General features: G+C 53.9%; 11 protein-coding genes and 1 tRNA gene. 8 read left to right on the forward strand and 4 right to left on the reverse strand.

What is annotated here, in order from left to right:
• The first annotated feature begins 5 nt into the window (after positions 1-5).
• The 3 genes from EI185_RS14505 (at position 6) to EI185_RS14515 (ending at position 1,912) form a co-directional block, all read left to right on the forward strand.
• Positions 6-374 (forward strand): PilZ domain-containing protein, encoded by a 369-nt coding sequence (locus EI185_RS14505; protein WP_124705867.1) that lies wholly within the window; start codon positions 6-8, stop codon positions 372-374.
• Positions 375-437: 63 nt separating this feature from the next.
• Positions 438-1,205, forward strand: a complete 768-nt coding sequence (locus tag EI185_RS14510) for a TatD family hydrolase (RefSeq protein WP_124705868.1) — start codon at positions 438-440, stop codon at positions 1,203-1,205.
• Positions 1,202-1,912, forward strand: a complete 711-nt coding sequence (locus EI185_RS14515; protein WP_223247863.1) for an EI24 domain-containing protein — start codon at positions 1,202-1,204, stop codon at positions 1,910-1,912. The genes EI185_RS14510 and EI185_RS14515 overlap by 4 nt, the downstream gene beginning before the upstream one ends.
• 23 nt (positions 1,913-1,935) lie before the next feature.
• Here EI185_RS14515 and dnaJ read toward each other — a convergent pair whose 3' ends face one another.
• The 3 genes from dnaJ to grpE all read right to left on the reverse strand — a co-directional run bounded on the left by dnaJ (position 1,936) and on the right by grpE (position 5,705).
• Positions 1,936-3,054, reverse strand: coding sequence for a molecular chaperone DnaJ (gene dnaJ / locus EI185_RS14520; RefSeq protein WP_124705869.1), 1,119 nt, complete (start codon positions 3,052-3,054; stop codon positions 1,936-1,938).
• A gap of 88 nt (positions 3,055-3,142) precedes the next feature.
• Entirely contained in the window at positions 3,143-5,065 is a 1,923-nt protein-coding gene (gene dnaK / locus EI185_RS14525) for a molecular chaperone DnaK (RefSeq protein WP_124705870.1), read from the reverse strand.
• Positions 5,066-5,138: 73 nt separating this feature from the next.
• Positions 5,139-5,705 (reverse strand): nucleotide exchange factor GrpE, encoded by a 567-nt coding sequence (gene grpE / locus EI185_RS14530; protein WP_223247864.1) that lies wholly within the window; start codon positions 5,703-5,705, stop codon positions 5,139-5,141.
• 139 nt (positions 5,706-5,844) lie between these two features.
• On the opposite strand from grpE, the gene EI185_RS14535 reads away from it, so the two are divergent.
• From EI185_RS14535 to EI185_RS14550, 4 genes are read left to right on the forward strand one after another with little or no spacing between them, the layout of a single operon-like run.
• The gene (locus tag EI185_RS14535; protein WP_124705872.1) at positions 5,845-6,537 is read left to right on the forward strand and encodes a 2OG-Fe(II) oxygenase family protein; all 693 of its coding nucleotides are present in this window, start codon (positions 5,845-5,847) and stop codon (positions 6,535-6,537) included.
• 5 nt (positions 6,538-6,542) lie between these two features.
• Complete coding sequence (locus EI185_RS14540) at positions 6,543-7,499, forward strand: mitochondrial fission ELM1 family protein (RefSeq protein WP_124705873.1); 957 nt, start codon at positions 6,543-6,545, stop codon at positions 7,497-7,499.
• Entirely contained in the window at positions 7,500-9,416 is a 1,917-nt protein-coding gene (locus tag EI185_RS14545) for a hypothetical protein (RefSeq protein ID WP_124705874.1), read from the forward strand.
• A gap of 5 nt (positions 9,417-9,421) precedes the next feature.
• A complete protein-coding gene (locus EI185_RS14550; protein WP_124705875.1) occupies positions 9,422-10,129 on the forward strand; it encodes a hemerythrin domain-containing protein in 708 nt (235 codons plus the stop codon).
• A gap of 7 nt (positions 10,130-10,136) precedes the next feature.
• Here EI185_RS14550 and EI185_RS14555 read toward each other — a convergent pair whose 3' ends face one another.
• Positions 10,137-11,006 (reverse strand): diiron oxygenase, encoded by an 870-nt coding sequence (locus EI185_RS14555; RefSeq protein WP_124705876.1) that lies wholly within the window; start codon positions 11,004-11,006, stop codon positions 10,137-10,139.
• Positions 11,007-11,178: 172 nt separating this feature from the next.
• On the opposite strand from EI185_RS14555, the gene EI185_RS14560 reads away from it, so the two are divergent.
• Positions 11,179-11,269, forward strand: a tRNA-Ser gene (locus EI185_RS14560).
• Positions 11,270-11,791 lie beyond the last annotated feature (522 nt).

An 11,791-nucleotide genomic window follows, 5' to 3' on the forward strand; every position in this document is an offset into this window, starting at 1 on the left:
AAGCCATGAGCAATGCAGCGGATAAAACAGCTATCGCCCGTCCCGGGGTGCTGTCTCTGAGTATCAAGGAAAAAACCGCACTATTCGCTGCTTATATGCCTTTTCTCAAGGGAGGAGGAATATTTATTCCAACCACCAAACAATACAAATTGGGCGATGAAGTATTCATGCTGCTGACGCTGATGGAAGACCCCAATAAAATCCCGGTCGCAGGAAAAGTGGTGTGGATTACGCCATCGGGTGCTCATGGCGGCAAGACGCAAGGAATTGGGGTGCAATTCGACAAGAATGAGAGTGGCGTCGCTGCGCGTAACAAAGTGGAAGGCTTGCTGGGCGGATCACTCAAATCGGCGCGCCAGACCCATACCATGTAAATCTGTTTACCCACATATCCCATTAGGCTGCTGCGTGCAGCCTGCTTTTTTTGGACCCAGTTCATGTTTGTTGACTCGCATTGCCATATTAATTTCCCCGGTTTGGCTGAACAGCAGACAGCCATACTTGCGCGCATGAAGGAGGCTGCAGTCACTCATGCGCTGTGTGTCAGCGTGAATCTGGAGGATTTTCCGCAGGTATTGGCGATGGCTGAAAGCCAGCCCAATGTGTACGCCTCAGTGGGCGTGCATCCTGATCATGAAGGTATCGAAGAGCCCAGTGTGGAAGGTCTGGTCGAGTTGGCGGCGCATCCAAGAATTGTCGCGATTGGAGAAACAGGACTGGATTATTTTCGGCTTACTGGGGATCTGGAATGGCAGCGCGAACGTTTTCGCACCCATATTCGTGCAGCAAAGCAGGCTTGCAAGCCTCTGATTATTCACACTCGTGCGGCAGCGGAGGACACCTTGCGCATTATGGCGGAGGAGGGGGCAGCAGAAATCGGCGGGGTGATGCATTGCTTTACCGAGAGTCTGGAGGTTGCACAACAGGCGATCGCGATGGGGTTTTACATTTCATTTTCCGGGATCGTTACATTCAAGAATGCGCTGGCATTAAAACAGGTGGCGCAGACCATTCCTCTGGAACAGATGCTGATCGAAACGGATTCGCCCTATCTGGCGCCCGTGCCGCATCGAGGCGAGACCAATGAGCCCGCTTTTGTGCGCCATGTTGCCGAAGAAATTGCCCGGCTGCGGGAAATTTCGGTTGAAGAAGTGGGTGAAATGACCAGCCGCAATTTTTTCCGTTTGTTCAAGGCTGCGGCGTGATCAGCGACCTCGCGCGAGCATTTATAGACGCGGCTCGCAGCCTGCTGCATCCAAAAATGCTGGCTATCGTTCTGTGGCCCATGGTGCTGTCATTGGTGCTGTGGGGGGTATTGGCGTGGTTTTTCTGGGATAACTGGATCAGCTTGCTTGGCCACTGGTTGCAGCCGGCGCAGGAGTTTCTCAGCCAACACGATTTTGTCTGGCTGGCCAATGGCATGACGGTGGTACTGCTGGTGCTGCTGGTCATGCCCCTGGCCCTGACCACAGCGCTGTTTATTGCAGCCGTAATGGTCATGCCTATGATGGTGCGTCATGTTGCCAGTCGCGATTATCCTGAGTTGGAGCGGCGTCACGGAGGAACATTTGCCGGAAGCATATGGAATGCCCTGATTGCGATAGGCGTATTTTGCGGCTTGTGGCTGCTCTCCCTGCCATTCTGGTTGCTGGCAGGACTGGGCGCGCTGTTCTCTCTGCTCCTGACAGCCTATCTGAATCAGCGCCTGTTTCGCTACGATGCGCTGGCAGAGCATGCGAGTCATGAAGAGTTCCAGCTGATTCTGGAGCAATCCGCTGCGCAACTCTATCTGTTAGGCATGCTGCTGGCCTTGTTGCACTTCGTGCCGGTGATCAATCTGCTATCCCCGGTATATACCGGACTGGTCTATATCCACTATGGACTCGGTCAGCTCAAGCGGCTGCGCGCATAGTTCGATCCAAAGCGCTGTGGTAATCAGCCGAAAAACTCTTTGACTTTATCCATGAACGATTTGGCTTTGGGGTTGTGACGCGCACCGTCTTCCAGATTCAAGGCTTCCAGCTCGCGTAACAATTCTTTTTGTCGTTCGGTCAGGCTCACCGGAGTTTCGATCTGCACGTGGCAGAGCAAATCACCTGGTGCATGGGTGCGCACCCCCTGGATACCTTTGCCGCGCAGACGGAATACCTTGCCGGTTTGAGTTTCCGCCGGAATTTTGATTTTGGCATGTCCATCCAGAGTGGGGATTTCGATCTCGCCACCCAGTGCTGCGGTGCTGAAACTGATTGGCATCTCGCAATGCAGATCGTTGTGATCACGCTGGAATACGGAATGTGGCTTGAGGTGGATAACGACATACAAATCCCCGGTCGGCCCACCATTGACTCCGGCCTCACCTTCACCTGACAGACGGATGCGATCGCCTTCGTCTACGCCAGATGGGATACGTACCGAGAGCGTTTTGTGATGTTTGACGCGTCCCACGCCATGGCAGTCAACACAAGGAGTGGCAATGATTTTGCCGCTACCATGGCATTTCGGGCAGGTTTGCTGGATGGAAAAGAAGCCCTGCTGCATGCGTACCTGGCCATGACCGCCACAACTTGCGCAAGTCGTGGGTTGCGTACCCGGCTTGGCGCCCGTGCCGTGACAGGTTTCGCATTCTTCCTGAGTGGGGATGCGAATTTTAGTCTCCGTACCGCGCGCCGCATCTTCAAGCGATATCTCAAGATTGTATTGCAAGTCTGCGCCACGATAGACATTTGATCGGGCCCGACCACCACCGAAAATATCCCCGAAGATGTCGCCAAAGGCATCGGCAAAACCCGCTCCGGCGCCACCAAAGCCACCCCCCATCCCAGCGCCTTGCTCGACCCCGGCATGCCCATATTGATCGTAGGCAGTGCGTTTTTGCCCGTCGCTCAGAATTTCATAGGCTGCCTTTGCTTCCTTGAAATGCTCTTCAGCTTTGGGATTATCCGGATTGCGATCCGGATGGTGTTTCATTGCCAGCTTGCGGTAGGCTTTTTTAATTTCTTCTTCACTGGCGTCGCGATTGACACCCAGCACTTCGTAATAATCGCGTTTTGACATATGTTTTCAGCCACAGATACACACAAAGGGCACAGAGTGCTTCACAGATAAACTGTGATCTCTGTGCCCTCTGTGCCGGGGTTAAGAATTATTTGTTGTCTTTGACTTCTTCAAACTCGGCATCCACCACGTCATCATCCGTCTTGGCGCTAGCAGCCTGTGGACCTGAAGCGGCGGCACCCGCCTCAGTTTGTTCCTTGGCATACATCTGTTCGGCCAGCTTATGGGAGACTTCACCCAGCGCCTTGGTTTTGCCTTCTATGGTTGCCTTGTCGTTGCCTTTGAGTGCTTCTTCGGCTTCGGCAATGGCAGCCTCAATTTTGGCCTTTTCGTCGGCGCTGACCTTATCGCCAAATTCACCCAGCGATTTTTTCACTGAATGAATCAGGTTGTCGCACTGATTGCGGGTGTCGATCAATTCGCGCGTCTTATGATCCTCTTCGGCATGAGCTTCGGCATCCTTCACCATTTTCTGAATTTCAGCTTCGGACAAGCCGGAGCTGGCCTGGATCTTGATCTTGTTTTCCTTGCCGGTCGCCTTGTCCTTGGCCGAAACATGCAGGATACCGTTGGCGTCGATGTCAAAGGTGACCTCAATCTGCGGCATGCCACGCGGGGCAGGGGGGATATCCGACAGATTAAATTGCCCCAGGCTCTTGTTGCCGGAAGCGATTTCCCGCTCACCCTGCAGTACGTGGATGGTCACCGCATTCTGGTTGTCATCGGCGGTCGAAAACACCTGGCTGGCCTTGGTAGGTACGGTGGTGTTTTTCTGGATCAGCTTGGTCATGACGCCGCCCATGGTTTCAATGCCCAGCGACAGTGGGGTGACGTCGAGCAACAGCACGTCCTTCACTTCGCCTTGCAGTACGCCGCCCTGAATGGCAGCGCCTACCGCCACGGCTTCGTCCGGGTTCACGTCGCGGCGTGGCTCCTTGCCGAAAAACTCTTTCACCATTTCCTGCACTTTCGGCATGCGGGTCATGCCGCCTACCAGGATTACGTCACCGATGTCGGATACGCTGACACCGGCATCCTTGATAGCCATTTTGCAGGGCGCCATGGTGCGCTGGATCAGCTCTTCCACCAGGCTCTCGAATTTGGCGCGGGTAATCTTTACCGCAAGGTGCTTGGGCCCGGATGCATCGGCGGTGATATAGGGCAGGTTTACCTCGGTCTGCTGTGCGGAAGACAACTCGATTTTGGCTTTCTCGGCAGCTTCTTTCAGGCGTTGCAGCGCAAGCATGTCATTGCGCAAGTCAATGCCCTGTTCTTTTTTGAACTCGTCAGCCAGGTAGTCGATCACGCGCTGGTCGAAATCTTCGCCACCGAGGAAAGTATCGCCGTTGGTGGACATCACTTCGAACTGGTGCTCGCCATCGATCTCGGCGATATCGATGATGGAAATGTCGAAAGTACCGCCGCCCAGGTCATACACTGCGATTTTGCGGTCGCCTTCTTTTTTGTCCAAACCAAAGGCCAGTGCGGCGGCAGTGGGTTCATTGATGATGCGTTTCACATCCAGGCCGGCAATGCGGCCGGCATCCTTGGTCGCCTGGCGCTGGCTGTCGTTGAAGTAGGCCGGCACCGTAATGACCGCTTCGGTGACGGGCTCGCCGAGATAGTCTTCGGCGGTTTTTTTCATTTTCAGAAGAACTTGTGCGGAGACTTCAGGCGCTGACATTTTCTTGCCGCGCACTTCCACCCAGGCGTCGCCGTTGTCGGCTTTGACGATGGAATAAGGCATCAGGTTGATGTCTTTTTGCACTTCTTTTTCTTCGAAGCGGCGTCCAATCAGGCGCTTGACCGCATACAGGGTGTTTTTCGGGTTGGTCACAGCCTGACGTTTGGCGGCAGCGCCTACCAGGATTTCCCCATCTTCAGCGTAGGCTACGATAGACGGCGTGGTGCGTGCACCTTCGGCGTTTTCGATGACCTTGGGCGTGCCGTTTTCCATAACGGACACACAAGAGTTGGTGGTGCCCAAGTCAATGCCAATAATTTTTCCCATGATTCAATTCCTTCGTTAAGACGTTAATGTTGTTGTATTAAATAGGGTGGCCAGCGCCAATTTCAAGCGCGATTCAGCTATTTTTTGTTTTTGATACGGTAACCAGAGCCGGCCGCACGATACGATCATGCAACTGGTAGCCTTTTTGGAGCACGGTAACGACGGTATTAGACTCGGAATCGGCTTCCACCATGCTGATGGCCTGATGTTTGTGCGGGTCAAATTTTTCGCCAAGCGGATGGATTTCGGTGAGGTTGTATTTGTCGAATGCGGCATTCAGTTGCTTAAGCGTGAGTTCAACACCGCTTTTCAAATTTTCGATGCTCGGAGCATCGCTGGAGAGAGCGGCTTCCAGACTGTCTTTCACAGCCAGCAACTCGGTAGCAAAGCCATCAATGGCATATTTGTGTGCATTGGCAACATCGTGTTGAGCTCGTTTGCGAATATTGTCGGCTTCGGCTTTGGCACGCAACCAGGCGTCATGATGTTCTTGTGCCAGCAACTCGGATTGTTTGAGAAGTTCTTCCAGGCTGGGCATGGTTTCTGAAGCGCGTTCGCTTTTGGTTTCAGTGGGGTTTTGTTCTGACTGAGTCTGATTTTCCTGCTGCATGTTGTTCTGCTCCGTGTTTGACTCCAGCACAAATGCGGGTGAATTGGAAAAATTCAATAGCCGGTAAATATTTTTTTGTCGATTAAACCAGGACAGGGAGATAGATGGCTTTATGCCACTGCGGAAAGCCGCTAGACTTGCAGCAATTTATTGATAAAGAGTGTCTGAAATGAACACGCTATCGGTGCAAGGAAATTCGCAGACAGCTCCAGTACACGCGGCGCTCTCCATGCTGGATCTGGACAAATTCAATGCGACAGCGCTAGAGAAAACACCATTTGAATACCTGATCTTGCCGGGTTTTTTGCGCCAGGAAATGATCGCAGCTATTTCACGTGATTTCCCCAACATTTCCAAGCCGGGCAGTTTTCCCTCAGACACATTGCAATTCGGAGGCGCATTCCGTGAGTTGTTGGCCGAACTGGAAGGTGATACTTTCCGCCGAGCAGTTGAACAAAAGTTTGGCCTGGATTTGACTGGCCGCCCGACCATCATCACCGTGCGGGGGCATACCGATGAAACGGATGGCCGCATCCACACTGACAGCCGCACCAAAATCATTACCATGCTGATTTATTTCAACGAGGACTGGCATGAATCAGGTGGGCGATTGCGTCTGTTGCGTTCAGGCACGGACCTTGAGGACTATGTCGCCGAAGTAGATCCAAGTATTGGCACGTTGCTGGCTTTCCGGCGCAGTGATCATTCCTGGCATGGACACAAGCCTTTTGTGGGACCGCGTCGGGCAATTCAATTGAATTGGGTGGTCAATGAGAAGGTCAAACGGCGTGAGCAAAAACGGCATGGCATTTCGGCATTCTTCAAAAACCTGTTTGGTGGCAAGGCTTCCGCCGGTTATTGATACGCATGGCAAATAAAGTCTGCTGGGTGCTCTCCACCGGCATTATCGGGATGGACAACCAGTCATTCGGCCTCGCCCATGCGTTGGGGCTGGAAGTGATAAAAAAAACGGTGGTGCCGACCGCGCCGTGGAAGTATCTGCCGCCGCAACTATGGATTAGACCGCTGCAGTTTCTGGGCGCGGGCAGCGATCCCCTCGCGCCACCCTGGCCGGATGTGGTCGTAGGGACCGGCCGCCTGACGGTCGCGCTTTCCATCGCCATTAAACGCGCCAGTGCCGGGCGAACCGTGAATATCCGCATCCAGAATCCCCAGGTTGCATTGCGCCATTTCGATTGGGTCGTCGCACCCTTGCACGATCGCTGCAACGGCGCCAATGTGATCGAAACGCTGGGGGCAGTGAATAGCGTAACGGCGGAACGTTTGCACCGGGCAGCAGAACAATTTGCCACGCAATTGGCACATCTGCCAAGGCCATTGCTGGGCGTGCTGGTGGGAGGCACCAATCGCAGTGTGCGCATTGATACAACACTCGCCAATGCACTTGCGGACAAGCTCATACACGCTGCGACCGCCCATGGGGCCGGCATTGTGGTTACGCCATCCCGGCGTACCGCGCCGGAGGTGGTGGACGTACTGCGGCAACGCTTGTCGAATGTCGCTTCGGTGATATGGGATGGCACAGGCGATAATCCCTACCTGGGTTATCTGGCGCTGGCCGATTACCTTGTGGTAACAGCGGATTCGGTCAACATGGCGTCAGAAGCATGTTTTACCGGCAAGCCAGTATTTATCGAGGGATTGACTGGCGCCAATAACAAATTTGAACAATTTCATCGAGAATTGCAGGTGCGTGGCTACACGCGACCCTTTACCGGTGAGTTAGCCGACTGGCATTACCCGCCACTGGATGAAACCAGCCGGGTAGCCAGCTTAATCAAGCAAAGTATGGGGTTGAACTAGATGGCGTTAAAAATTGAAACCTTCAGCAATGCCAAAGGCGGCAACAGCTTTTTCAAGGCATTGGGCCACCCGCTTAGCGCACCGCTTGCGGCTGCTTTACTCGACAAGTTGCGGGTTATGGGCAGCGTTGCCGTGTATGACCCATTGGGGATGGCGGAGAGTTTCTGTGAATTTTATGCGCTGGCCGAGCTGGATATTCGGGCGGTGTTTGTGCAGCGCCTGGAGGACATCGGCAAAACCTTGCTGGGCATGCGCGTACAGCCCGTTACCGGGCTGCCGCAAAGCGACGCACGGGTGTTGCTGGTCACCGCATTCGACGCATCTCGTCTGGTGGACCATATCCGCCATCTGTTGCCCCCCGGCATGACGGTCATGAGCCTGGATGACATGCGCCTGCCCGATACCATGCTTACCAACCGTCGGCGCTATCTCGACCCGCTCAACTTTGCCACCAACTTCGGCTTTTTGCGCGACGCGGCAGGTCAGCACACACGCATTGTGACCTGTGATTACTGGTCCGGGCTGGGTGCTGCCAAGCCGCCCACTGTGTGGTTGCGCCTGTTCGACAGCAACGGCGGGGTGTTGGCCGAATGGCTGGAGGAAATCCCAGCGCCCGGCGCCAGCCTGATCGTGGACAGCCGGGAGGTGCGCCGCCGCTTCAATCTCGGCGAATTCACCGGATCGCTGTTCATGCACGTGTTGGGTGTGGCGCGCCACGATGTGGTCAAGTATGCACTGGATACCTTTGGTGACGATGAAACCGTGCTGTCCTGCACCCATGACGCCAATGCGTGGCCATCCGATTTGTTTGCCGGGCTACCCGCGCCGCGCGGCAATGAGCGCGTGGTCATGTGGATACAAAACAGTCACCCGGTGCCTATACCGGCGGGCGCAGTGGGGCTCAATCTGATGGGGTCTGACGACATTCGTTATGTGGATCAGATGATACCGGCGTTTGCCTGCTATGCACTCGATGTGGCTGCGCTATTTCCCGAAGCGCGCTGGCCGCAGCAACTGGAAGTACAGGCAGGACGCCATTTCGTGCGGCCACGCTACGAGGTACACGTGAAAAACGGGCGCAGTCGCATCGCACACGTCAATGTCGAGCGCAACGATCTCGCCGTCGATCCTGGTATTCCCGCCATGGCGACGTATATGGGTAAAGGGTACATCCTGCCCGCTCCGATTTTGCCGACGGCGTTATGGCGTAGCGTTGTACAACCCACACCGATGTCCACCGCGCAGCGTGATCTGCCGATCGCCGCAATTGTGTATGACGCTTCCGGGGTGGAAACCGCACGCCACGATTTCGGTTGTCTGCAGCGTAACGAGAGTGTGGAACTTGATATCAATGCATTGTTGATGGAGCAGGGCGCCAATCTGCCCAGCGGCTCCGGCCACATCGAACTGGTTTATGATTTCAGTCACGGCGGCAGCGCCGATGGCTGGCTGCACAGCCTGTTCCGCTACACCCATAACAGTAGCGGCCACATCGCCGAGTCCAGCTTCGGCGCGCATGTATTCAACACCGTGCTTACCTACAAGAACGAACCGCAATCCTACGCCAGCGCACCCCCGGGCCTGAGTACGCGGCTGTTCCTGCGGCTGGGCGATGCACCGCTGGACACCATGTGTCATCTGATTTATCCGGCTTCCACACCCTGGCATGCGCATTCCGATACCACGCTTAGTTTGTTCAATGGACTGGGTGAGGAAATTGCCCAACAAAAAATCGCCATCCCATGCAGCGGATCGCTGCACTGGCGCTATTCGGAAATGTTTGATGCGGATCATCGTCGGCAGGCCGGGCAAGGCGCCTACATCATCATTCGCGACGTGACCTGCCGCCTGTTCGGATATCACGGCACATTGCACGGCGAGCAGGCGTTTTGTCTGGATCACATGTTCGGATTTTGACTGCGATGACAGCCGATAATCATTTCTGTGACTTGACCGGGCATGCATCCAGCCAGCTGCAAACTTCCGTATTTTATGAAATCAAGGATATGGCGCGCGGCGAGACCGTCACCTTCCTGTTTGCTGAAGATCCGGCCATTATCCTGCACAGCCTCAATTTGCAGTTGCGCAACAACCTGCGCTGGGAAGTGAGCGAAGAGCCAGGTCAGCATTGGCGTGCAGTGATTCATCGTGCCGAGGATGTGCCGCCAGTGGACGTGCTGGATATGCTCAAGCGTGACCACAAACGGCTGGATGCGATGTTCTCTCAGGTCATCCATCTCACCGATAACGGTCAACTGGAGATGGCACATGGGTTAATGCGCGCTTTTACCGAGGGTCTGCGCAAGCATCTGCGAGTGGAGCATGATCTGCTGGCGCGGGCCATCCGCACGCCGCCCAATTCCCAGGGTTTTGATCCCAGCGCCGCGATGGTGCAGGAACACAACGAAATCCTGAATCAGTCGGTCATGATAGAAGCCGGCTTTGAAGAAACGGATGCGAGTAGTGCGAGTGTAGGGCCTTTGCTGGCCATTCTCGCAGGGTACTTGTCCAAGCATGAGCAACGCGAGGAAGCCACCTTGTTTCCAGTATGGACAGGGGCGTTGAACAAAGCACCAGAGCAGGCGCGCATGGATTTGTTCAATAAGGTAATGGAGATTTTACAGGACTAGCTGACGGTTAAAGGGCGGGATCCTTTACCGCAAATCCGTGCCCGCGTAGCAGGTTCAAACTTGGATTCAGGCAGGCTTGAATGAACTCGCGGCGCGCCGGATTGTGCCGGGCAATCTCACGCCACTGGCGGCCGGGATTAAGACCGGACAACTCATAAACATCGGTCTGCGGCAGATAAAAAGTTGTTACGAACTGGCGTATCAATAAATTAACTACTGGGGTCAGCAATTTCTTGTGCCAGGCCGAGGTACGCGCCAAGCTTTGCTCAAGCGCATTACGCGCATGAGCAATGTGGCGAGCTTCATCAATTACATGCAAAGTGCACATCTGCCGAATCAATGGGTCTACGCTGTCATTACCGTGCGTACGGATGTAGCGGTTAAGTTTGTCTGGTACCTCTTCACCTATCGTTACGGCCAGCCAGAATAGCGTGGTATTGATCGGTGCATGGCGACCAAGAAAATCCGCAGTGCGTGGCCGGTTGCGCCATACTCCGGGAAGTCGCAGGCCGCCTTTTTCCATCAACTTGAGAAACATCAGGCTATGCCCGGATTCCTCGCGTATCTCATGCAGGTAGTAAGCGAGTTCCTGTGCAGACTGGGTATGTTTGAGATTGCGTGACAGGCGTTCCACGAAAATGGCTTCGAGCCACAAGCCAGCCTGTATAAAGCCGGTGAACTCGTATTGCGACAGACGAATGCGGGTGGTTTCCGCTAACTCGTCATATTCGCGCGTTCCAAACAAAGAGATGGCTGTGGGCGGTAGCCAGTACGCTTTGGTGTCCAACGTCTCCCAATTTAGCCGTTGCAGCGGGTCATGGTAGGGTGAACTGTTGGTGGCGAGTTGTTCCAGAAGTGAGAGTTCGGCATACGCCATGCAAAATGCCTTGTTCAGAGCAATATTAACAGTCGCCAATCATACCATTTTTCTTTTGAAGAGGCATTGCCAGACGATAAACACCTTGCTGTTAAACGCCATCTCCGGTATTCTTGCGCCCTTTCTGGGGTTGCACGAAAAGCATTATTTTGCTTCCAGAAAATGATATTCCGGAGAGGTGGATGAGCGGTTTAAGTCGCACGCCTGGAAAGCGTGTTTAGGATAATATCCTAACGCGGGTTCGAATCCCGCCCTCTCCGCCATTAAAATAGCATAACAATATGATAATTATGTTATTTTAATTATTTAATTAAATATTACCCATCTTCCTACCCGCATTTCTATTCTATTAACTACCCGATCCTACTTCGACCATGCCCCTTGGTGAGTAGCGCGAAGAAGATGGGGAGAATCGCCGTGCTGGTCACGACTATTCTATAGAAAGTAGCTTCGTGCGGTTGAAGCAATTTTCACTTTTCGGTAGGTCACGCTTCAACACAAATGCAGGTCAATTCTACACGCAGTTCAATATAATCTGCAGGTTGTTGACGTGTACCCCATCAGTATCGGAATCAATAAGCGACTGGTCACCGACATAATGGATGGCGTGCGAGTACACCGACCATGTACCAGCACTCCCCCAACTTGCCGGTGACGATTTCTCGCGCGTTAGAAAGAATTCTGCTTTTTCACTAGACAGTGTCGTCACGTGATATGTTAAAATAGTTTTTTACATAAACTGCGGTGGACGCGAATGGCTGATGCCTATCAACGACATGACATCT

It is taken from the genome of Sulfuriferula multivorans (assembly GCF_003851125.1).
In the GTDB taxonomy this organism is placed as follows: Bacteria; Pseudomonadota; Gammaproteobacteria; order Burkholderiales; family Sulfuriferulaceae; genus Sulfuriferula; species Sulfuriferula multivorans.

What these genes read in the sequence shown, in the direction of transcription:
- dnaJ (WP_124705869.1), bottom strand. Translation starts at nt 3,054, where the DNA reads ATGTCAAAACGCGATTATTACGAAGTGCTGGGTGTCAATCGCGACGCC.
- EI185_RS14540 (WP_124705873.1), top strand. Translation starts at nt 6,543, where the DNA reads ATGGCAAATAAAGTCTGCTGGGTGCTCTCCACCGGCATTATCGGGATG.
- EI185_RS14535 (WP_124705872.1), top strand. Translation starts at nt 5,845, where the DNA reads ATGAACACGCTATCGGTGCAAGGAAATTCGCAGACAGCTCCAGTACAC.
- EI185_RS14510 (WP_124705868.1), top strand. Translation starts at nt 438, where the DNA reads ATGTTTGTTGACTCGCATTGCCATATTAATTTCCCCGGTTTGGCTGAA.
- EI185_RS14505 (WP_124705867.1), top strand. Translation starts at nt 6, where the DNA reads ATGAGCAATGCAGCGGATAAAACAGCTATCGCCCGTCCCGGGGTGCTG.
- EI185_RS14545 (WP_124705874.1), top strand. Translation starts at nt 7,500, where the DNA reads ATGGCGTTAAAAATTGAAACCTTCAGCAATGCCAAAGGCGGCAACAGC.
- dnaK (WP_124705870.1), bottom strand. Translation starts at nt 5,065, where the DNA reads ATGGGAAAAATTATTGGCATTGACTTGGGCACCACCAACTCTTGTGTG.
- EI185_RS14550 (WP_124705875.1), top strand. Translation starts at nt 9,422, where the DNA reads ATGACAGCCGATAATCATTTCTGTGACTTGACCGGGCATGCATCCAGC.
- EI185_RS14555 (WP_124705876.1), bottom strand. Translation starts at nt 11,006, where the DNA reads ATGGCGTATGCCGAACTCTCACTTCTGGAACAACTCGCCACCAACAGT.